This window comes from Chitinimonas naiadis, from assembly GCF_054780835.1.
The window spans coordinates 1575733-1598048 of the sequence record NZ_BAAGVO010000004.1 but is presented as its reverse complement, the minus strand read 5'-3'; the positions used below and the strand labels follow the sequence as shown (position 1 = coordinate 1598048).

At 61.2% G+C, this 22316-nt stretch carries 20 protein-coding genes; 10 read left to right on the top strand and 10 right to left on the bottom strand.

The features are described 5' to 3' along the window. Positions 1-77: 77 nt before the first annotated feature. The 6 genes from ACYVHK_RS13700 to ACYVHK_RS13675 all read right to left on the bottom strand — a co-directional run bounded on the left by ACYVHK_RS13700 (position 78) and on the right by ACYVHK_RS13675 (position 5034). Positions 78-1469 (bottom strand): PI-PLC domain-containing protein, encoded by a 1392-nt coding sequence (locus ACYVHK_RS13700; RefSeq protein ID WP_460532909.1) that lies wholly within the window; start codon positions 1467-1469, stop codon positions 78-80. Positions 1470-1585: 116 nt separating this feature from the next. After that, positions 1586-2602, bottom strand: coding sequence for a questin oxidase family protein (locus ACYVHK_RS13695; RefSeq protein ID WP_460532906.1), 1017 nt, complete (start codon positions 2600-2602; stop codon positions 1586-1588). 109 nt (positions 2603-2711) lie between these two features. Then, positions 2712-3221 carry a DinB family protein gene (locus ACYVHK_RS13690; protein ID WP_460532903.1) on the bottom strand — a complete coding sequence of 170 codons (510 nt, stop codon included), beginning with the start codon at positions 3219-3221 and terminating at the stop codon, positions 2712-2714. A gap of 137 nt (positions 3222-3358) precedes the next feature. After that, positions 3359-4327, bottom strand: a complete 969-nt coding sequence (locus tag ACYVHK_RS13685; RefSeq protein WP_460532900.1) for an alpha/beta hydrolase family protein — start codon at positions 4325-4327, stop codon at positions 3359-3361. Between the two features lie 90 nt (positions 4328-4417). Continuing rightward, positions 4418-4687: a hypothetical protein gene (locus ACYVHK_RS13680; protein WP_460532897.1), complete on the bottom strand. Its 270-nt coding sequence runs from the start codon at positions 4685-4687 to the stop codon at positions 4418-4420. A gap of 74 nt (positions 4688-4761) precedes the next feature. Beyond that, positions 4762-5034: a DUF2164 domain-containing protein gene (locus ACYVHK_RS13675; protein ID WP_460532894.1), complete on the bottom strand. Its 273-nt coding sequence runs from the start codon at positions 5032-5034 to the stop codon at positions 4762-4764. Between the two features lie 309 nt (positions 5035-5343). Between ACYVHK_RS13675 and ACYVHK_RS13670 the strand changes: the two genes are divergently transcribed. Beyond that, positions 5344-5667 (top strand): DUF5710 domain-containing protein, encoded by a 324-nt coding sequence (locus tag ACYVHK_RS13670; RefSeq protein ID WP_460532891.1) that lies wholly within the window; start codon positions 5344-5346, stop codon positions 5665-5667. Between the two features lie 205 nt (positions 5668-5872). Beyond that, positions 5873-6466, top strand: coding sequence for a hypothetical protein (locus tag ACYVHK_RS13665; RefSeq protein ID WP_460532888.1), 594 nt, complete (start codon positions 5873-5875; stop codon positions 6464-6466). Between the two features lie 103 nt (positions 6467-6569). On the opposite strand, the gene ACYVHK_RS13660 is transcribed toward ACYVHK_RS13665, so the two are convergent. Next, a complete protein-coding gene (locus ACYVHK_RS13660) occupies positions 6570-7064 on the bottom strand; it encodes a 3'-5' exonuclease (RefSeq protein ID WP_460532885.1) in 495 nt (164 codons plus the stop codon). A gap of 341 nt (positions 7065-7405) precedes the next feature. Between ACYVHK_RS13660 and ACYVHK_RS13655 the strand changes: the two genes are divergently transcribed. The 7 genes from ACYVHK_RS13655 (at position 7406) to ACYVHK_RS13625 (ending at position 18328) form a co-directional block, all read left to right on the top strand. Then, a complete protein-coding gene (locus tag ACYVHK_RS13655; RefSeq protein ID WP_460532883.1) occupies positions 7406-8176 on the top strand; it encodes a hypothetical protein in 771 nt (256 codons plus the stop codon). 198 nt (positions 8177-8374) lie between these two features. After that, positions 8375-9079: a glutathione S-transferase family protein gene (locus ACYVHK_RS13650; RefSeq protein ID WP_460532881.1), complete on the top strand. Its 705-nt coding sequence runs from the start codon at positions 8375-8377 to the stop codon at positions 9077-9079. 415 nt (positions 9080-9494) lie between these two features. Then, complete coding sequence (locus ACYVHK_RS13645; protein WP_460532878.1) at positions 9495-12455, top strand: sensor histidine kinase; 2961 nt, start codon at positions 9495-9497, stop codon at positions 12453-12455. A gap of 352 nt (positions 12456-12807) precedes the next feature. Then, positions 12808-15855 (top strand): sensor histidine kinase, encoded by a 3048-nt coding sequence (locus tag ACYVHK_RS13640; protein WP_460532874.1) that lies wholly within the window; start codon positions 12808-12810, stop codon positions 15853-15855. A 104-nt stretch (positions 15856-15959) separates the two neighbouring features. After that, positions 15960-16769 carry a beta/gamma crystallin-related protein gene (locus ACYVHK_RS13635; RefSeq protein ID WP_460532871.1) on the top strand — a complete coding sequence of 270 codons (810 nt, stop codon included), beginning with the start codon at positions 15960-15962 and terminating at the stop codon, positions 16767-16769. A gap of 199 nt (positions 16770-16968) precedes the next feature. Continuing rightward, a complete protein-coding gene (locus ACYVHK_RS13630; protein WP_460532868.1) occupies positions 16969-17946 on the top strand; it encodes a hypothetical protein in 978 nt (325 codons plus the stop codon). A gap of 58 nt (positions 17947-18004) precedes the next feature. Further along, positions 18005-18328, top strand: coding sequence for a cupin domain-containing protein (locus tag ACYVHK_RS13625; protein ID WP_460532865.1), 324 nt, complete (start codon positions 18005-18007; stop codon positions 18326-18328). Between the two features lie 56 nt (positions 18329-18384). On the opposite strand, the gene ACYVHK_RS13620 is transcribed toward ACYVHK_RS13625, so the two are convergent. The 3 genes from ACYVHK_RS13620 to ACYVHK_RS13610 form a co-directional block, all read right to left on the bottom strand. After that, entirely contained in the window at positions 18385-19398 is a 1014-nt protein-coding gene (locus ACYVHK_RS13620) for an aldo/keto reductase (RefSeq protein ID WP_460532862.1), read from the bottom strand. A gap of 66 nt (positions 19399-19464) precedes the next feature. Next, a complete protein-coding gene (locus ACYVHK_RS13615) occupies positions 19465-20112 on the bottom strand; it encodes a glutathione S-transferase family protein (RefSeq protein ID WP_460532859.1) in 648 nt (215 codons plus the stop codon). Between the two features lie 47 nt (positions 20113-20159). After that, complete coding sequence (locus tag ACYVHK_RS13610) at positions 20160-21233, bottom strand: alkene reductase (RefSeq protein ID WP_460532856.1); 1074 nt, start codon at positions 21231-21233, stop codon at positions 20160-20162. Between the two features lie 153 nt (positions 21234-21386). On the opposite strand from ACYVHK_RS13610, the gene ACYVHK_RS13605 reads away from it, so the two are divergent. Further along, positions 21387-22292: a LysR family transcriptional regulator gene (locus ACYVHK_RS13605; RefSeq protein WP_460532853.1), complete on the top strand. Its 906-nt coding sequence runs from the start codon at positions 21387-21389 to the stop codon at positions 22290-22292. Positions 22293-22316 lie beyond the last annotated feature (24 nt).

The window sequence follows — 22316 nt, the reverse complement described above, 5'->3', positions numbered from 1 at the left end:
CCGTATTCCACGCCTGAAAGCGCGGAATACGGCGGGCCGATGCCAGCCGGACTGGCAAACCGGGTGCCGGTTATTGCTTAGCGGCCGGTTTCCTTCAGGTAGGCCGCTCGGGCGGCGACGCCGGTGTTGGCAAAGTCAGTGAAGATACCGTCGATGCCGGCGCGGAAGAATTTCAGGTATTCCGCTTGCGGGTCGCCGTTGTAGAGGCCGGCCAGGTACTTCTTCTCATTGCGGAAGGTGTAGCTGTGGACGAACAGCCCCAGCTTGTGTGCATCGGCAATGAGGCTGGTCGGTTCTGCCGAGTTCACGTCGGCGAGTGAGCCGACATAGGGCGTGCCGTCAGCGTTCTTTTCTTTCCAGGGGCTGACCTTGAGTGCCATGACCTGTGGCTTCCAGGGGCCGATGCCGTCGGCGTAGGTCTTGATCTCGGCCAAGCCTGCCGGGGTCAGCATGGCGCCGAAGTAGCGGGAGTCGCCCGCCAGGGTCCAGCTATAGGGGCGGCCGTCGACGATGGTGTAGGGATCATTGGTGTTGTAGATCATCTCCCCGGTCTTGTAGTTGACGTCGTTACCGTCGACCAGCTGTACCACCTTGGCCAACAGGCCCTTGCTACGCAGGTATTTGAGGCTGGCAGGGTCGAAGCTCTGTACATAGACGCCGGCATCGCGGCTATTGAGCTTGTTGTCATTCAATGCCTTGAGCAGCGCGTCCTCGAACGGGTGGCTGCCAGCCACGCCGCAACCATTGGCAATGGCCTGGGCGTTGTTCCAGATGGGATTTTTCACTTCCGGGTAGACCGATAGCGGCCTGCCGGTCGCCTTGCTCTTGGCGACGGCGATGTCGATCAGTTCCTGGAAGGTGAGGATGGGGTACTTGCCGTTCAGATCGGTCGGGCGTTCGTTACGGGCGTCGTAGGTCGTGCCGCCGATCCAGAGCTTGAGCTCGGCCGCGGTGAAATCGGTGATGGACCAGTCGTTGGTATGGTCTTCGCCGTCGACCACCAGCGATTTGAGTACCGACTTCGGATCGCTCGGGTCGGTCAGGTCACTCAGGTAGCTATCCGGGCCGCTATCCGCGGTCTTGGGCCAACTGACCTTCACCATCACGCCGGGCACGGTGCGCTTGCGGGCAGCTACCACGGCATTGGTCTTGGCGACGTCGGCAATGTTGGTGTTGTCGCTCAGCCAGGGGTTATGGCGAGCAACCAGCACGCAATCACGCGTCAGGTGCAGGTCGGTTTCCAGTGAGTCGGCACCGGCGTCTGCCGCGGCCTCGTAGGCCGGGCGGGTTTCTTCCGGGTAGAGGCCCGGCAGGCCGCGGTGAGCAATGACCAGGGGCGTACTGCCGCCCAGGGTGGGCAGGGCGGCGGGGCCGTCGTCGTTGCTGTTGCAGGCGGCCAGCGTCAGACTGCCCAGCAGTACTGCCAGCAGGGTAAGGGCGCCTTGCCCCGGGATGTTGTGTTGTTGCACCTTGTTTCCTCCAGCCTCGTTCGGGAGCCACGAGTCTGGAAAGCTGCCATGTCATTGGCATGACAGGCGTGCTACAAGTACCTGAATCTTTTATGTCCGGCCGGATGTTGCCAGTGTCAGACGGGAGCGGGCACCCCTACCAGTCGGGCGGCGACCTGCCGGTACAACTCATTCGGTTCGCGCTGGTATTCCTGGTAGCAGGTGTAGGTCATCTTGATTACGTGGTCATCGTCATCCTGTACGGCTGCCGCCATCAGGTCCGGCCAGTCGGCTTCGATCCGGGCCGGACTGGCCTCGCGCAGCGCGGGTGCGCCCACGCTGACGTAGGCGGCGCAATAGGCGACCCACAATGCGTCGGCATAGCGGACGGCCAGTTCCGGTGCCAGCAGTGGCAGTACGGTACGGGCGGCATGCAGGGCGGTCACCATATGCAGGACGGTGAAATTGTTGGTCTGCCAATAGAGGGCGATGGCCACGCGCGCCATCTCGTCCAGTAGTGATGGCGTAGTCGGCGGTGCAGGCAGGGCGGCGTCAAAGACGGCATCCTGTGCGACGGCCCGCAACCGGCCGGTGATGGATTCCCCGCCATAGGTGCGACCTGCCTGGGCGTGTGATAGCTGGGTCAGCGCCACTGCGACGCTCTCGGCGCTTGGGCGCCCGGCCAGATCCAGCGCAATGGGCAGATTACCGACCACCATGGCTGCCAGCGCGGCGCCGACTTCACCCTCGTGACGGGCCCGCAGACCGTAGCTGAGCCTGATCAAGGCATGGAAAGCACCGGTAGCCGGCGCGGCGGGAATATGGCGCAGGACATGGGCAATGACCTTGTTGGCGCCCTCATGGCCTACCCACTCGGTAAACAAGGCCTGCAAGGCGCCGAAGGCGGCGCGGTTGCCGATCTGGCCCTGCCAGTTGTTGCGGGTGACCGTGGTATCCGCCACCGCTAAGGCAATGGCGTATTTGCGTTCCCACAGGGTGAAGAAATCCTGCAGACGTTGTGGCGTGGCACCCATGCCGGCGAGCGCGACCAGGGCCATGGGCAGGTGGTTGGTGGTGCCGACGGCATCGAGCGAGAAGCCGGTGTTGGCATCGAGCAACTGGCGCAGGGCGGTATTGCGTACTTGGCTGGTCATGATCCGGTCTCACTGAAGGGGGTGAGGCCAGTATGCAAATTCAAGTCAACTTGAGATCAAGCGATTTGACCAAATAATTTTCCGGCCATGTACGCGAGCCCCCAATGCGCTATCCGGCTTGGTGCCGCCGCTTCGGTTCGTGCCTGTGCAGATACTTGGTCAGGGAGTCGGGTGGCGAGTCGAGACCCAGGTCCTCAAGCATCTGGCCGACACTGCCACGGTGGTAGCCGCTATGCGTGATGACGTGCAGCAACATTTCTTCTCGGGACATGGTGCCTTTGTCCCCGTCGGTGAAGGTGAAATGAAGGCGCTCCTGCAAGTGCTCGGCATTGGCGGTGGTGGCGAACTGGAGATACCAGCCGTCGGTGGCGCTGACGATCTCCTGCAGGAGCTGCAGACCGGGTATCGGCTCGGACTGTGTTGCTGTCAGCGCGGGCGAGGTATTGCCACTCAGATGGGCCTGGAAGATGCGATCAACGGCATTGGCGTGATCGAGTATCTGCAGCATGCCGTGAAATTCGCGTGGGTAGCGCTGCGCATCGAATTTGGAGAGGGCGGCGTGGAGTTCCGCATTGGCCCAGGCTTTGTATTGGAAAAGTGAAACAAGCGTGCTGTTCATTGCAAGCGGGCTTCCTGATGGTTGTCGCTGATCGGGAATGTAGCACCCTGTCGTTCTGAGGGGATGACAGCCTGGTTACCGCCAGCCCTCTCGGCCAACCTATACGGAGCGGGATCGGCAATCTCTGTCGTGCCGGGTCATGGCGTGCGGTGTAGGGCCACCACTTCACCCGACCGCAGCCAGCGCAGAGGCACCTGCCACAGGCTTTGCTCAAAGCGGCTGTGGAAGAAGGCGAAGTGGCCGATCTGGGTTTCCCCGACGTGCTCGGGGGCAATGCGCAGATGGGTGCCGGGGCTGTGCTTATAGCGGGCCAGCAGGCGATCAATCGCGGCGACGGTGCCGAACTCATCGTCGTCGATGCCAACGGCGAGAATGGGTGCCGCCACGGTGACGAAATGCTGCAAGGGGTTGCCGTGGGCGAGGTGCGGCACCGAAACCTTGAGCCAGGGCTTGCCCGGCCGCTTGTTGCGGCGGGTCCAGTCCCAGACCACGCCGCGCGGCGTGTCTTCCAGCCAGCCGAGCCGCTTGCCGGGGAAGTAGCCGCATAGCAGGGTCAGCAGCGGCATCACCACATGCCATTTGAGGTACATGCGCAGCCGGTGCGAGGGGGCGTAATCGTGCCAGCAGGCGTACTGGGCACCCATGGTGAAGATGCGCTGTATGCGATGGTTGGAAGGCGCAAGGCCGATGACAAAGCCGCCGATGCTATGGCCGACGACCTGGATGGGATGCCCCGGAAATTGCTCGGCGGCGTACGCCAGTACACCTTCGAAATCCAGCGCGCCCCAGTCGGCCCAGGAGGCGGTGAACCCGCGCAGGCTGCCAGCGCGGGAATCCCCGATGCCGCGATAGTCGTAGGTCAGCACGTCGAAGCCCTGTCCATGCAGGAAGGCGGCGAAGCGGGCGTAATAGCGGCAGCGCACCGAGGTGGCGGCATTGATGATGACAAGGGGGCGCTGCGGATCTACCAACGGGTGCCGCCAGACATAGCCGGCGAGCGCGTAGCCATCGGCCGCTGCCAGCGTGATGGCCTGCGGCTGGGATGCCTCGGTCGCGGCAACGGCTGGCGTGGCGTAGGCGCTGGGAGCCTGGGTAGGCGTGCTCATGATCGGGCCATGGGCCTGGACACGGAATAGGGCCTATCAGAGCACACCGTGGCAGGGCTTGTCACTGCCGGATGGCGGCGGTAGGTAGCATCAGGCCTCGGTATCGAGTAAACGACCCAGAGGGCCGCTGCTGGCGAGCGGGTGGTCTTTTTCCGCAGTAACGGGCTCTGCCGGTGTTTCTTCGGTGGTCGCGGCGTGCTTTTTTCGTAGCCGTTCCAGCACCTTGGGGAATGAGGTGGCTTGTATTGGTGCGGGCAGCCAGGTGCGGCTGCGCTCGCTGTCATACCTGTCTGCTGCCTTGCGGGCAGGGTTAGTGGCGCGTACCGAGCCAACCGGTCGTACTCGATCATCTTCGTCCATCACTGACCTCCTGGCGTTCAGACCACGCGGGCACCCATGAAGTTCTCCGATGGCGCATCCCCCGGCGGGCCTGTCTATTTCTTGCCGCGCTGGCGATCGAGCTTGCGCCAGTACTGGAACTCGTCCACAGGGACTTCCAGATCGACTTCCATGACCTTGGCCTGCAGATGGCCCTGAACGTCGGCAACGGCCTTGTTGTACACCAGCGGACCGATTTCCTCGAGGAGGTAGTTGAGCAGGTTGCCGGCAGCAAGGTTGCCGATGGGCTCGTCCATGTTCTCGTCGAAATAGCGTTGCAGCGAGGTGATGGCCTGGTCGCGGTCCTTTTTGCTGATCTCAATACTCATGCACAACTATCCTGTGGGTATGGGTTACGCCTTGTGCTGCAGTTTGCCATTACTTGCCCGGCAATCAACTATCGGCCGTCGTACCGTATGGGGCACGATTATCCGCCGATGTCGGCTGAACTTGTGAACCACGTTCGTGGCCTTATTTGGCTCTCCGCAACCCTGCACGCCGGTCAATCCCCGAGCCGGACTGGCCCGGCATCATGCAAAATGCCGGCATTCAATCCCGTCTTGCGGTTTGGGCATCTGCCCAAGGCCATCTGTTCCAGGTAGCGATGGCAACGCGGGAGGCTATGTGAAAGGTAGTGCGTGCGTACAAATCTGGTGGTTCCCTTCGCCGAGAAGGACAAGGCAAAAAAGCTGGGGGCAAGATGGGACCCTGCCCGGAAGGTCTGGTATGTCGAGAATGTCGCCGACCTTGGTGCTTTTGCTGAATGGATGCCCGAGCTGGCCGGCGCTAAAGCGCCTGCAGCGAAAAAGCCCACAACGGCGGTTCGCTCGTCCGCCGCCAAGCCACCGTCTGACGCTGAAACAGCGGTAGTCATTGCGGTTTCTTGCGACTGCCTACCCTGGCTGGGCTGCGAGAAATGCCAGCCGACCTTGAAGGCGATAGGGTGGGGAAAGGAGGGTTGACGAGGGCCTGATAAAACCTGGAATTCTTGTTCATCGACACTTTCCTGTAGTTGAAATTTTAAACTTAGCGGGACCGTTAGGGATAATGATCAAGCCAAGCGGTAAATGCTCGTTCGTCGGACCAGATAGTTCGTACTGGTCGCTTATGACATGCTCCATGAAAAGTAACCTTATTTATTTGATTACTTAGAGGAGGAATGAATATATGGCAATGCATCAGCTACTCAAGCGCACTAACTCGATTGACTCCTCTGTCAATCAACGGGATAAGCCCGTATCTGCAATTCAGAGAATGGTGGATGCCAGCCCCAAACAAGCGGCTCAGCGGAGCCATATTGCCCAACTGTTTAGTACCGACCTGCCCGTGCAAGGCGTGTTTACGCCACATGGAAATGCAGCGTTACGAGGTATGGCTGATGCAGCATTGGAGGCGGTAGTTGCCGAACTCGACGGGGAGGGATGGCGGGATGGCCGACCTGCAGCGATAAACAGGGTGGCACATGCTTGTGCTAATCGAGCTAGGAATTATGAAGCGGCCGCTGATCAAGCCAATGCTCAGAAATGGTGGGGCCTTAAGAGTGAGGCCCAGCGTGCTTATGGCTATGCAAAAATTGCCGAAGACAATGGCCTTGACGATGTAACTCCTGATGTCTTAGGTAGGGTAATGGAAATGGGGCCAAGGTTTGCAGGGGGAGCAGGTGCGGGTGGAGGTGCCGCACCTCCCGCCGCGGCGGTAGGTGTCGGAGCGGAGGCTGAATTGGATGAAAAAGAAGCCCCTGTGACTAAAGAAGATGAGTAAAGAGTCATCCGCTAGCAGAGTTGAAATCGCAAGCCTTGTGTGTAAATAGTTAATTAGCCTGGATTGGCTCCGTCCGGGGAAAATAAGCGTAGCGCCTACTCATTTAGGCAATTTGCGCTATCCGCATGACCGTCTGCTGCAGGATGCGGGCGTCGTTGCTGGCGCGGTGGCGGGAGAGTTGCAGTTCGGCCACGACGGCCTGCTTGGCTTCATCCCAGTGGCGGGTATCGGTCCGGTCCAGCCAGACACGCAGGTCCTGCAGGTTGAAGTGCGGGGAGGTATCGGCGGCGTCGAACAGGCGGCTGAGCCAGGTGTAGTCGTGGTACCAGGAATCGGTATATACCGTCAGGCCGTTCAGCTTGTCGTTCAGGGTGGTGGCGACGACGCTGGGCGCTTTGCCGCAGCGCAGCAGCGTTTCGCGGCGGATGCCGTGCAGGGCTTCGGCCCGGCTGTCCCAGTGCTGCCAGTCTGGCTGCGGGTAGATCAGGGTGCAGAAGCTTTCGCCGTCAGCCAAGACACAGCCGACCTCGATCGGGTAGCTGGCGGCACCGAAGCCTGAGGCTTCGATGTCGATGATGGTGGGTGGCAGGCTGTCCATATCCCCTCACGTTCGTACTACCAACTTGCACACGGTGCGTCGGTGCTGCAAGCAAGTTCCAAGCCCTCTCATGCATCGAGGCCACAAGCAGCACCACACCACGCTGAGCAAGCGTGTCGGCACCGTGACTGGGCGAGCTTACCGAGCTCTGCACCATCCAGGACCGCGGACCGGTGCGGCCTGTTTCATCCCGTTTTTCGGTCGCTGATGCCCTTGCCTGCTTATCTCATCGCAAGCTGGCTTGTCGGGATGGGGGCGGCTTTCTAGACTGGCTGCTGACTCGGGCGGCCAACAACGCGTTGGGCCGATGCCTATCTCACTATCGATCAAAAAGGTAAGACGTGCTGACCATCCATAAAATCATGCTGACTGCTGGTGCAAGCCTGCTGCTGTGCGCCTCTCTGACCAGCCGCGCGGATGGTCTGGCCGACCTCAAGGGGGCGCTCAGCCGTTTGCAGGGTCAGACGCCGGTGAGCGGCTCGCTCGAGGTGAAATCCTGGCGGCGGACCGGGGAGGGCAAGGAGGCCCAGGACAAGCAGGGGCAGGCGAACTTCAGCGTGGAGGAGAGCAGCCGTGGCCTGCAGATACTGTATGGCAAGGACTTGCTGAGCCGGGCCGAGGCCGAGGCGCGTGCCAGGAGCAAGGACAAGAAGAGCAAGACACCGACCCTCTATGCCCTGGGGGAGATAGACAATACCGAGTTGCGCAATATGACCACGGCCGCCGCCGCCCTCACGCGCGAGCTGGAAGACGCGGTGTTCAAGACCGAAGTGGCCGAGGCCTACAACGGCAAGCCGGCACGCAAGCTCAGCTTCGAGATGCCGCTGGAGAAGTTGTCGGAAGAGAATCGCAAGTACGTACGCAAGTTCGAGACTACGCTCGACATCTGGATCGCTGCCGATGGCACGCCGCTCGCGAGCAGCTTGCATGTGAATGTTTCGGGACGGGCCTTCGTGGTGATCACCTTCGAGCAGCGTAGCGATGAGGAGCGTCGCTACGCGGTGGTGGGTGACCGACTGGTGCTGGTCCGCAAGGAAGAAAAGGGCATGGCTTCGGGTGCGGGCGAGAAGCAGGAGTACAAGACCAGCAAGACCTTGCAGTTGGCGTCCTGAGCGACTTGAATCCCGGTAGCTGTGGTCTGCGCCGGAGTGGGTATTGAAGCGGCTCCGGTCGGCCCCATGTTGGATACGATAAGCGCCGCTTCTTGTGGGCCGCCCCAAGATACCTCGCTGTCAGGAGCCCGGATTGTCGGGCTCCCGCCGGTATTGTTCCGCCCAGCCTGTCCTCCATCTGCCGTAGAAGGGATACCCATGTCCGACCTCTCTCATTTTGCCATTACCCAGAAATGGCCCGCCCAGCACCCCGAGCGACTGCAGCTGTATTCGCTGCCGACGCCAAACGGGGTCAAGGTGTCGATCGCACTGGAAGAGCTGGGCCTCGCTTACGAGCCTCATCTGGTGAGTTTTGGCACCAACGACCAGCTCACGCCGGAATTTCTGTCGCTGAACCCCAATAACAAGATTCCCGCGATCATCGACCCGAACGGACCCGATGGTAAGCCGCTGCCATTGTTTGAATCCGGCGCGATCCTGATCTACCTGGCGGAGAAGACCGGCAAGCTGATCCCCAAGGAAGCCGCGGCCCGCTACGAGACCATCCAGTGGGTGATGTTCCAGATGGGTGGTATCGGCCCGATGTTTGGCCAGGTCGGCTTCTTCCACAAGTTTGCCGGCAAGGAGTACGAAGACAAGCGCCCGCTGCAGCGTTACCTCGATGAATCCAAGCGTCTTCTTGGCGTGCTGGAGCAGCGTCTGGTGGGCCGTAGCTGGATGATGGGCGACGAGTACACGATTGCCGATATCGCGATCTTCCCCTGGGTGCGTAACCTGATCGGCTTCTATGAGGCCGGCGAACTGGTGGGCTTCAAGGACTTCCCGAACGTGCAACGCGTACTGGATACCTTCGTGGCACGGCCTGCGGTGGTCAATGGATTGGATATTCCCAAGCGGGGTTAAGTACGAGGCAAGCCGCTTCGCCTGCTGGCCGGGCGGTTTGCTTGTACTGAGGCGTCAGGATATCCGGCTGCGCCTGGTCGACCTTGGTCCGGTTGATCAGCGTGACGCCTTGCCTGCCGATGCTGCATCTAGATCTTAATCAAGCACACTTTAAGTTGCTCACCTGCCTATCTGGGGCTCTGAGATGTGACGGTGGGGTTGCATGACTGTTTCGGCGCCGACGCAATGCCGGTGCGGAATTCATACAGTCGCTAACTGGTTGATGCTGCAAAGGTAAATGTGCATGTTATCTGTGTAACATGCCGCCAATCTCGTGCACGCAGGCAGGAAGAACGGTATGGCGCCCATCTCGCAGTGCTTAGGCCGCAAGCTACTTTGCCTTGTTTGCTGTATTTGGTTCTGCTGCCTGCCGGCCATGGCGGCTTCTCCGCAGAACCCGCCATTGGGGGATGGAGGTGGGATCATTCCCCTGTATCACACCAGTTGGCTCCCCAAGGATGGTGCACCGCCCTATGTCACTGCCCTGGCGCAGACCCGGGATGGCTGGCTGTGGGTCGGTTCGTCGGCCGGTCTTTACCGCTTTGATGGTGTGCGTTTCGAGCTGTTCCAGCCTGGTGGCGTGCCCTTGCCTTCGACCTATATCAGCAGCGTTTCGGTATTGGGCGATGATTCGGTCTGGGTGGGCTATCTGTATGGTGGCGTGACCGAGATACGCGAAGATCGTGTCGTTAAGCACTACCCGCCACGCAAGGGGGGCACGCAGGGCACGATCTTTGATTTTGCGATGGATGCGCAAGGCCAGCTCTGGGCTGGGGGCGCCGCGGGGCTGTTCCGGTTAAGTAAGGGTGATTTCGAGCCGGCGGCGGCAGAAACGAACGCACCCAAGACGGTAGTAAAGCTGCTGCCTGACAGCCTGGGTGGGCTCTGGGCGCGCAGCAAGCAGGGTATTTTTTATCGCGCCGCTGGTGAGCAGCAATTCAAAGCCTTACCCGGTGAGTGGAGTTGGGGTAGCCTGGTCGAGGCAAATGACGGCAGCATCTGGGCCTCTGATGTGAACCTGGGTGGGATGCACATGCTCCATGCCCCCACCAACGGTTCACCTCCGCTCGTTTGGCAGACGCAGGCAGGTGCCACGAACAAGCTGGTAATCGACAAGATGGGCCGCTTGTGGACCACTCGCCTGGATGGCGTAAGCATGCAGCGCGCAGGCCAGACGTCTGGCACATCGTCGCATTTCGGCATGCAGCAAGGGTTGAGCGGGGAAACCGGTACGGCGCTGCTGGTGGATAAGGAAGGCAATGTGTGGGTCGGGACTGCTTTTGGTCTGGACCGTTTTCGGGAGAACAGGCTGAACCGGTATCCCGCCGTGACCTCGTATGCCGAAGCGCTACCCATGGCGGTTGGTAAGGACGGCTCAATCTGGACCGACAGGCAACTGATTACCGATGCGACTTTACCCCCGCAGTACTACGACAAGACACCGCCGTCGGGAACGAATTTCTCCAACGCAGAGTTTGTGGACCCACAGGGAAATCTCTGGACGCACTATGTGGATGGACTGACACGGGTAGAGAAGACTGCCCAGGGTTATGTCAGCACGGTTATCCCGCCACCTGAGGGCATCAGCACATCATCGTCGCAAGGGCTCAGCATGGATGGGCAAGGCCGGCTGTGGGTCAATTTTGGCGGCAAGCTGTATTGCCGGAACAAGGGAACGTGGCTGCGCAAGTGCGGCTACGATGCCCTGGTGAAGAATGGTTACGCGACCATCTACGCCGACCCTGATGGTGCGATGTGGCTCGGTGCACCACAGAACACGCTGGCCGTGATTGCTGACGGCAAGGTGCGCCAGTTCAGCCAGAAGGACGGGATGGCGCTTGGCAGCGTGATCCAGTTCTATCGCCACGGCAAGACGCTCTGGGTCGGGGGCGAGAACGGGCTGGCCTACTTTGATGGACAGCGTTTCCACACGGTACATGGCCGAGGTAACGAGTTGTTCGTGTCCACGTCGGGCATCACCAGCTCGGACGATGGAGACCTGTGGCTCAATAGTGGCTTGGGTATTTTCCGTATTCCGCGTGCAGAGCAGTTACGCGTGCTGGCGGACCCGACTTACCGCGTGAACTTCAGCCGGCTAGGCTACGAGGACGGCCTGCTGGGGGGGTCTCCGCAAACCGGTAACGTCCGCTCCGCCGTCACCGCCAAAGGCAAGGTCTGGTTCAGTACGACCGCAGGGTTGTTCTGGATCGATCCGGCCAGGGCATTGCATAACGATGTGGTTCCTGCCGTGGTCATCAAGGGCGTGCAAGCCAATGACACCAGCTATGCGCCACGAGCGGGTCTGTCATTGCCCAAGGGTACTAGCCAGATAAGGATCGACTACACGGCACTCAGCCTGACCATGCCTGAGCGCATGCAGTTTCGTTACCGGCTTGAGGGATTTGAGCAGGGCTGGCAAAGCGTAAGCAATCAGCGCGCTGCCACCTATACCAGTCTTGCACCGGCGGATTACCGATTCCAGGTTCAGGCCAGCAACAATGATGGCGTGTGGAATGAGACGGGCGCGAGCCTGGCGTTCAGCATACAGCCTTCGTGGTACCAGACGATCTGGTTCAAGTGCCTTGCCGGTTTCTGCGTTGCCGTGCTGGTCTGGGTGGTGCACCGTTTACGCCTGATGCAGATGGCTGCCCGCGTACGCGAGCGGCTTGGCGAACGCCTGGACGAGCGGGAGCGTATTGCGCGCGAGCTGCACGATACCCTGCTGCAGTCGGTGCAGGGGCTGACTCTGGTATTCAGCAAGATGGCCCAGCGTGTCAAGGCCCCGGAGGAACAGGAAGCCATTGCACGCGCGCTGCAGATAGCTGACGAAGTGATTGTGGAGGGGCGTAACCGGGTTTACGGCCTGCGCCAGGACGACGATGCGGGCGGCTTATTCGTCCAGCTCCGGCAGCACGGCGACAGATTGGCGGAAACCTATGCCATCACCTTCCGCGCCAACGTGATTGGAGAGCCGCGTAAACTGTTCGGCATTGTCGGTGAGGAGTGCTGCGCGATCAGCAAGGAGGCACTCGCCAATGCATTCCGGCATGCCGGGGCGACGGATATCCAGCTGGTGGTGCAGTATGGTGCCAGCGAGTTGCGGCTGACGGTGAGCGACAATGGCTGCGGCATCCCGCAGGAGGTACAGCGGGAGGGCGGTCGTGAGGGACACTGGGGGCTGACCGGTATGCGGGAACGTGCCGGCAAGATCAAGGCCAGGCTGAGTTGCAGTTCCGTGCCAGAGCAGGGCACCACTGTGCAGCTTTCGGTTCCTGCCCGGCTGGCGTACGAACATAACGTGGGTAAGAGTCTCTGGCGCAGGTTGCTGGTGGGCTAGGCTCGGTTATCTGCACCTTGCTGGTGCCATTGGGTCTCTCGTTCTCCCCGTTTGAAATCGGAACGATACGCGCCGGTGGGGGCTGCCCTTTTGGACGGGTACTTGGCGATACTTTGTGGGTGCCTTTGCTGGTTTCGGGGGGACAAAATTAGCAAGGTAAAGAACACTTTAAGCTGTTAGTCGCCCCACCGTTTTGCTGATATGCAGCGAAGAAACCAGGTGCCGGCCTCTGCACCAGCGCAATGTCGGTGCACAATTGATACAGTAGTTAACTGATTGATACTACAGAAATAAAGCCATTCACTATCTGTGTAGTATGTCGCCACTATCGTACACAGGCGGAAGAACTGGTATGTCGCCCATCTCGCAATGGCTAGGCCGTAGGCTGTTCTACATAGTTGGTGGCATCTGGTTTGGCTGTCTGCCTGCATGGGCGGATACCGCCCTGCCCCAAGCAATGGCAGACGGGGGCGGGCTTATTCCGCTTTACCATACCAGTTGGCTACCCAAGGATGGGGCGCCACCTTATGTGACGGCACTGGCACAGACCAAGGACGGCTGGATCTGGGTCGGCTCCTCGACCGGTTTGTACCGCTTTGACGGTGTGCGTTTCGAGCGGTTCCAGCCAGGTGGTGTGCCGCTACCCTCCACGTATATCAGCAGCCTGACGGTATTGCCGGATGACTCGGTCTGGGTTGGTTATCTGCCGGGCGGTCTGACCGAGATACGCGATGGTCGTGTCGCCAAGCACTACCCGCAACGCAGGGAGGGCATGAACGGTACGATCTATGAGGTTGCGGTGGATGCTCAGGGCCATACCTGGGCGGGTGGTGCCGGGGGCCTTTATCGGTTGAGCAAGGGAGAGTTCGGGCCGATTGCGGCGGAAGAAAAGGCACCTAAGGCGGCGATCGACTTGCTCTTGGATCGCCAGGGCGGGTTCTGGGTGCGTAGCAAACGGGGGATTTTCCATCGCCCTGCCGGCAGCAAGGTGTTTGAGGCCGTCCCCGGTGATTGGAACTGGGGTGCGCTGATTGAGGCACAGGATGGCAGTATCTGGGCCTCGGACGTCATTCGTGGTGGCGTGAACATGTTGCGGGCTCCAGATAACGGTGCTGCGCCGCAGGTATGGCAGTCGCGGCCGGGGCCATCGAACAAGCTGATATTCGACAAGAAGGGCCGCTTGTGGAACACGCGGGTGGATGGCGTGGAAATGATGCAGGCCAACCCGGGACCACAGCCACCGTTGAATTTCGGTTTGCCGCAGGGACTGAGTGGCGATACCGGTACGGCGCTTTTGGCGGATCGCGAGGGGAATGTCTGGGTCGGCACCCAGCTTGGCCTGGATCGCTTCCGGGAGAACAAGCTAAGCCGATATCCGATATCCACCAGCTTTAACGAAGCACTACCGCTGGTGGTCGGCAGGGATGGTGTCATCTGGACGGACCGTCAGATCATTACCGATCCGGCGCTGCCGCCACAGCCGTACGATAAGACGCCGGTGACCGGGGACAATTATTCCCGTGCACAGTTCATGGATACCCAAGGGCGTCTCTGGACGCATTACTCGGATGCGCTGACCCGCGTTGAGAAGACCGCGCAAGGCTATGTCAGTACGGTCATCCCACCACCTCCGCCGCCCGATGACAGTTCCGTGGGGTCGGAGGGGCTCGGCATCGATGGTGAGGGCACACTGTGGGTGACCTTTGGCCACAAGCTGTTTTGCAAGAAGAATGATGGAATCTGGCTGCGCAAGTGTGGCCATAAGGATGTAGCAAAGGGGGGATATAACACCGTCTACGTAGATACTGACGGGTCTATCTGGTTTGGCTCTGCGCAGAGCGCACTGATCATGATCAGCAAGGGCAAGCTACGCACGTTCGGCCCGCCGGATGGTCTTGAACTCGGCATGGTGCTGCAGCTGTATCGGCAGGGCAAAACCTTGTGGGTGTCGGGGGAGAACGGCCTGGCCTATTTTGACGGGCAGCGCTTCCATTCGGTACTTGGTCGGGGTGATGAGGCGTTTGTTTCGACGTCGGGCATCACCACCTCGGATGATGGTGACCTGTGGCTCAACAGTGGTTTAGGTATTTTCCGGATTCCGCATGCCGAGCAGGTGCGGGCGCTAGCGGACCCCGCTTACCGTGTAAATTTCAGCCGGCTGGGCTATGAGGATGGCCTGCTGGGTGCATCACCGCAGTCCGGTAACATCCGCTCCGCCGTCACGGCCAAGGGCAAGGTCTGGTTCAGCACCACGGCGGGTTTGTTCTGGATAGATCCGACCAACACCTTGCACAACGATGTGGTTCCGACCGTGGTCATCCGGGGTGTGCGGGCCAACGACGTGAGTTATGCGGCACAGGCAGGTCTACAATTGCCCAAGGGCACCCGCCAGATCGTGATCGACTACACTGCCCTGAGCCTGACCATGCCGGAGCAGATGCAGTTCCGTTACCGGCTGGATGGCTTTGAGCAGGAATGGCAGACCGTCAGGAACCAGCGAGCCGCCACCTATACCAATCTGGCGCCCGGGGACTATCGCTTTCAGGTGCAGGCCAGTAATAACGATGGCGTATGGAATGAAACCGGGGCGACGCTGGCGTTCAGCATCTTGCCCACCTTGCAGCAGACGACCTGGTTCAAGTGTCTGGTGATCTTTTTCATTATCATGCTGGCGTGGCTTTTGCACCGCTTGCGACTGATGCAGATGGCGTCCAGGGTGCGCGAACGCTTGGGTGAGCGGCTGGATGAGCGGGAGCGCATTGCCCGCGAATTGCACGACACCTTGTTGCAATCGGTACAAGGTCTGGTGCTGGTCTTTAGCGCCGCGGCCAAGCGTATGAAGCCTGCAGATGAATCGGAGCTGCTGACGCGTGCGCTGAAGATGGCGGATGACGTGATCGAGGAGGGACGCAACCGCGTTTACGACCTGCGCCAGGACGACCAGGTGGGAGGGTTGTTCGATCAGCTCCGCGAGTACGGTGCCATGCTGGCGGAGACGCACGCCGTGGAGTTCCGTCACAGTGTGATAGGCGAACCGCGCAAGTTGTTTGCGATCATCGGTGAGGAGTGCCGTGCCATTGGCAAGGAGGCGCTCGCCAATGCCTTTCAGCATGCCGCCGCCAGCAGTATTCAGCTACAGGTGCAGTATGGTGCCAGTGAGCTACGGATCACGATCAGCGATAATGGCGGGGGAATTCCGCAGGATGTGCAGCAGGCTGGCGGCCGTGAAGGACACTGGGGGCTGACCGGCATGCGGGAACGTGCCAGCAAGATCAAGGGTAAGCTGAGCTGCAGCTCCATCCCGGAACGAGGGACGACGGTGCAGTTGTCGGTGCCGGCCCGGCTGGCGTACGAATACGGTGCCGGGCGTAGTTTCTGGCGTCGCCTGCTTCAGGATTAGGCGCGGGTTTGGCGATCGATGGTCGGTGGTTGGACGAAGGATGAGGGGCTTGGGCATGCTGCTTGCTGATCAGTCTGTCAGGACTGATACAAGGAGGCATGATCATGAAACGAGCCCTGAATGCCACCCTGTGCCTGTCGGCATGTCTGCTGACAGCGCAGGCGATGGCGCAAGTCACGTTCTATGAACGCGAGGGTTTTCGCGGACGCACCTTCGCCGCCAATGGCACCGTAGAAAACTTCCAGCGGACCGGCTTTAACGACAAAGCATCCTCGGTGATTGTCGATAATGGCCGCTGGGAGGTCTGCCAGGATGCGCACTTTGATGGCCGATGCGTGGTGCTGCGCCCAGGCAGCTACGATTCGCTCGCACGCATGGGCATGAACGACCGCATTTCCTCGGTGAGGCCGGTATCGGCCGACGGCCGCTATGACAACGACGCCCCCGAGCCGCTACCGCAACCCACCTATGAATACCGGCGTCGTCCGGATGAGCGTCTGACCGAAGTGCCGGTGACCTCCGTTCGGGCGGTGGTCGGGCCACCGGAGGAGCGCTGCTGGGTGGAGCGGCAGCAAGTGACTGAAGAATCCCGCGGCAAGGCCAATGTGGGTGGCGCCATCGCCGGTGCGTTGATCGGCGGCATACTGGGCCACCAGATTGGCGGCGGGCGTGGCCAGGATATCGCCACGGCGGGCGGTGCGGTCGCCGGGGCTGCCGTCGGCGCCAATGCCGGCCGGTCCCGCGGTGAGCAGACCTATGATCGCGATGTGCGGCGTTGCGAGAAGGTCGCCAGCGGCCCGCCGGAATACTGGGATGTCACCTACAACTATCGCGGCGTGCAGCACCGGGTGCAGATGAGTAGCCCTCCGGGGCGGACCGTGCTGGTCAATCGTGATGGCGAGCCTCGCGGCTAGCGTGGCCGGGAGGGTGCTGGATAAAGCAGGGCGCAGTCGTCACAGGTCTGCGCCCTGTTTTATTGCGAGCGTTTTTCACCTGAACAGACCGTGTGTATTTGGCGATGCCGGGCCGGTTTTAGCGCCGCCGGGTTTGCAGCCAGGGTGCTGTCCGTTATTGTGCCGGCTCTTCAAAAGAACATGAAAAAAGGGGGAGTTCATGCGGATGGTCTGGTCAGCGGTGTTGAGTCTTGCGGCACTGGTCGCAGGTGCGGCGGAGCAGACGGCGTCGCCCACGCTGAAAGTGAACCAGCTGGCTCGTGAGTTTGTCGATTTCTGGGATGCGAGCAAGGACCTGAGCACCGAGCAGCGGGTTGCGCGTTTCAACAAGGAGATCGCCCCGCGCTTTCCGGCGTTCTATGGCATCGAGCGCTACGAGGGTGAACGTACCCAGGCGGAGCAGGACAAGTACATCGCCCTGGCGATCGAGCGCTTCGGCCCGATGCGCGAAGCCTACCTGGCCAAGCTAACGCAGTTCGACCGGGACCTGCCCAGGCATATCCAGAGTTTCTCGGCGGTCTTTCCGGACTATCGGCCCGAGACCGCTACCTGGTTGCTGCATTCACTGGGAGAGATGGACGGTGGAACCCGCGAGTTCAAGGGCCAGCAGTACCTGATCTTTGGCGTGGATGGCATGGTGCGCTACCACGGTGAGAGCAACGAGGCGGCGTTTTTCCACCATGAGCTGTTCCATACCTATCATCAGAAGGCCTTCATGGACTGCGCACAGCCGGGGACCTGGGAGCGGCTCTGGGCGGAAGGGCTGGCGGTGCATGTGTCCAAGGTGCTGAACCCCGATGCCAACGAGAAGGAAATGCTGCTCGACATGCCGAAAGGGATGGCAGCCAGGACCGAGGAGAGGCTGGCAGCGTCCTTTGCGCGGCTGGAGACGGTGCTGAATAGTGCGGACCCCAAGCATGAGGCGGCGTTGTTCCAGTTCAGCAAGGACGATACCGGCCTGAGCCCGCGTCGAGGCTACTACCTGGGTTACCTGGTTGCCAAAGAGGCCGGCAAGACGCGGGATATTCATACCCTGGCCCGGATGAGCTGTGAGCGGGTGCGGCCCATGGTGGCGTCGATTGTGCACACGCTCAGGCTTGAGGCAGAACAGCGCCAGTTGGTATCGAAGACCCAGTGAGTGGATAGCGCACTGCTTGGTGAGGCATGCTCAGGGCTAGGCATATATGGGAGTACCCATGCACCACGGCAATCTTTATGACGCATCCGATGTTCCTGCTACCGGAGAGCGGTTCGATACGCTGCTGCGGCACCGGAACCTGGTGGTGGAGCGCATTGTCAGTTCGGCGGACATTGTGCCGAGCGAGTATGTGCAGGCGCAGGATGAATGGGTGCTACTCGTCCACGGTAGCGCGGTGCTGGATATCGATGGGCAGGAGCGGGCGCTGAAGGCCGGTGACTATGTGTTCCTGCCGGCCGGGACGCCGCACACGGTGCTGAGCGTATCGGAAGGCACGATGTGGCTGGCGCTGCATCTGCATCAGGATACGGTCACCGAATGAATACGGCGCAATGCCCGATGGGAATTGCGCCGTAGGTACTGGCTTGCTGACGGCGGTCAGTCTGCGATCGGCAAGGGGGCGGCAGGGTGGACCAGGCCTTCGTGGCGCAGTTCGCGCCAGAAGTCTGCCGGGACGACCTCGTTGAGTGCGGCGCGGTCTTCGGCCAGGCGGCTGGGTTGGCTGGCGCCGGGGATGACGGCGGCCACCGCCGGGTTGGCCAGAGCGAACTGCAGGCCGGCGGCTTTCATGCTGATGCCGTAGCGGTCTGCCAGTGCCTTGATACGGGCTACCTTGGCGAGGATGTCCGGCTTGGCGGGTGCGTATTCGAAGTTGGGGCCGCCGACCAGCGCGCCCGAGCTGTAGGGGCCGCCGACGACGATGCCGAGTCCTCGCTCGGTAACCTGCGGCATGACACGTTGCAGCGAGCGTTCATGGTCCAGCAGGGTATAGCGGCCGGCGAGCAGGAAGCCATCCGGGTTGTTTTTCTCCAGGCCCAGCAAAAGCTCGATCGGTTCTACCCGATTCACGCCCAGACCCCAGGCCTTGATCACGCCTTCGTCACGCAGCTTGTCCAGGGTCCTGAAGGCGCCTTTGCGCGCGGTCTCGAACACGTCCAGCCATTCGTCACCGTAGAAGTCCTGCGCGACGTCGTGCACCCAGACGATCTCGATATGGTCGGTCTTGAGTCGCTTGAGACTGTCTTCGATAGAGCGAAGGGTGGCGTCTGCGGAGTAGTCGTTCACGATCTTGTTCGGCAGGCCGTACTTGAAGACGTCGCCTTTCTCGCCGTTGTCGCGGGCGCTGATGTCTTCGACTTCGTCGAGGATGAGGCGGCCGACCTTGGTGCTGATGACGTATTCGTCGCGCGGCCGGGCGACGAGTGCGTCCCCCATGCGGATCTCCGCCAGGCCGGCGCCGTAGAAGGGGGCGTTGTCGAAGTAGCGGATGCCGTCGTTCCAGGCTGCGTCCACCGTGGCACGCGCTTCGGATTCAGGGATGTCACGAAACATATTGCCCAGTGGTGCGGTCCCGAAACCGAGTTTGCCGGGGAGAAGGTCTTTGAGAGCCATGGCTATTTCCTTGGTAAGTAGCAGGGCGAAGCGATGAGCGACGCCCCGGGAAAGATGAAGTGCGCTTCAATCGACCGTTGCCGGGGCGGGGAAGGCAGGCAGCGGGTTGGGTGTGACGATGCCTTGCTTGACGGCATCCCGGGCCAGCATACGCTCGAACCAGGCCTTCAGTTTAGGATAACTGTCGATCGGGAAGTGCATCTGTACGGCGGTCCAGATCCAGCCCATGAAGGCGATGTCGACGATGGAGTATTCGTCGCCCAGGAACCAGGGCTTGCCGTCCTGGAGGATGCCTTCGATGACGGTGGTCGGGCGTTCGGCCTCGTTGCGGTAACGGGTGATGGCATAAGGCACTTTCTCCGGCGCGAACAAAGTGAACCAGGCGCGCTGGCCGAACATGGGGCCGACGCCCGAAGCCTGGAAGAACAGTAGTTCCAGTGCACGCTGGCGGAGCTTGGGGTCGGCAGGCAGCAGCTTGCCGGTCTTCTCGGCCAGATACAGCAGGATGGCATTGGATTCCGAGATGGTCAGGCCGGTTTCGTGATCGACGATGACGGGTACCTTGCCGTTCGGGTTGAGGGCCAGAAAGCCAGGGGCCTGGCCTGCACCTTCCCAGATTTTCACGACTTCGATTTCATGCTTGAGGCCAAGTTCGAACAGGGCGATGGCGACCTTGTGCGGGTTCGGTGCGCCGTAGGCGTAGAAGGTGATCATGGTGTAGCTCCTTTCATATCAGGTGGGTGCAGGCAGGGTTGGGTGGATCAGGAACGGGATAGCTCGGTGTAGCCCTCGGCGCCGCCGCCAAAGTAGGCGGATGCCGGGACGTCGAACAAGGGTGCGTTGGTGCGCAGACGCTCGACCAGATCGGGGTTGCCGATGAAAGGCTTGCCGAAAGCGACCATCTGGGCGTGGCCCGCTGTGGTAGCGGTCATGGCCTTCTGGCGGTCGTAGCCGTTGTTGGCGAGATAGGCACCGCCAAAGGCCGAGCGCAGGGACTGGATGTCGAAAGTGCTGGCGCCGTTGTCGCTATGCAGTTGTCCCTCGACGACATGGAGGTAGGCCAGGCCCATCTCGCCCAGGCGGCGGACGAGGTAGTCGTGGGTTTCTGTCGGCGTGCTGTCGAGCGGGGTGTCGCCGATCGCCGTGGAGAGCGGGGAGAGGCGCAGGCCGACGCGATCGGCACCCCATACTTCGGCGACGGCCTCGGTGACTTCGAGCGTCAGCCGGGCGCGGTTTTCTATGCTGCCGCCGTACCGGTCCTGGCGCTGATTGGTGCTGTCGCGCAGGAATTGTTCGAGCAGGTAGCCGTTGGCGGCGTGGACCTCGACGCCGTCAAAGCCGGCTTCCTTGGCCCGGCGTGCGGCCTGGCGATAGTCGTCGATGATGCCGGCGATCTCTTCGGTCTCCAGGGCGCGCGGCATGGAGGGCGCCTCGAAGCCTTGCTCGGTGAACACATTGCCGCCGGCGATGAGGGCTGAGGGTGCCACCGGTGCGGCACCATTCTCTTGCATGCTGTTATGGGACATGCGACCCACGTGCCAGAGCTGCATCACGATCTTGCCGCCATCGGCATGGACGGCATCGGTGACGCGCTTCCAGGCGGCGACATGGGCATCGGTATAGATACCGGGAGTGTAGGCGTAGCCACGACCCTGGCGGGAGATGTTGGTGGCCTCGGTGATGATCAGGCCGGCTGAGGCGCGCTGGCGGTAGTACTCGACGGCCAGGGGCGTTTGCACGCCGTCCATGTCGGCACGGGAGCGGGTGAGCGGTGCCATGGCGATACGGTTCTTGACTTCGATGGCGCCCAGTCGGGTGGGGGTGAAGAGGGTCATGTTGGCTCCAATCATTTCAGGTCGATGTGTATCGGTTGTCTGCCGTGGCCGGTACTGGATGGCGCTGCAGTGGATGGAGCGAAGCATGCGCGTTGGCTAGCTATTCCTGAAATTTATTAAGTTGATTCAAGATATTCGTGATATGAATATCTAATGCGATATGACCTGAACCTGCTGCCAGTCTTTGTGGCCTTGATGGAAGAGCGGAACGTGACCCGCGCCGCCGAGCGGCTGGGCATCACGCAGCCGGCGTTGTCGAACTCCCTGACGCGGCTGCGCGGCGTGCTGCACGACCCGCTGTTCATCCGCGAGCGCTATGGCATGCAGCCGACGCAGAAGGCGGAGGCGCTGGCGCCGGTGATTGCAGAGGCCCTCGCGAGGCTGGACGAGGTGATACTGGGGCAGCAGGCGTTCGACCCGGCCAAGGCCGAGCTATTGCTGACCGTGGCGGCGAACAACTATGTGGAATTCATCCTGATGCCGGCCATCGTGGCCCGGCTACGCGAGCGCGCACCCGGCATCCGTTTGCGGCTGGCGCCGTTTGGTGCGGACCTGGTGGAAACCGGGGTGATCTCTGGCAGCACAGCCATGGTGCTGGGGCGCATCGTGGACCCGCCGGACAACCTGGTGGTGCAGCATGTGATGGATGACAGCCTGGCCTGCATCGTGCGCGCCGATCATCCGCAGGTGGGCGCACGCATGAGCAGCCAGCAGTTCGAGCAGCTCAAGCATGTGAACGTGCTGCCATCCGGTCGTTTGCGGGTTGGCTTGGCCCAGACGCTGGAGCGGCATGGCCTGCGACGGGAGGTGGCAGTCTCGGTAACGCACTTTCTGGCCACGCCGGAGATGGTGGCGGCGACCGACTATTGTGCGACGTTGCCGAGCTTGATTTGTCAGCGCCTGGCGGGTGACACTCGCTTGAAGGTGGTACCTACGCCCGTCGACCTGGGTACCTTCCCGGTCGAGATGGCGTGGCATGTGCGGTACCGACATGACCCGGTGCATCTGTGGCTGCGGGCCCTGGTGGCCGAGGTGGCGAGAGAGGTGGCGGGGGGTTAAGTGGGTGTCTGGACGTCGAACGGG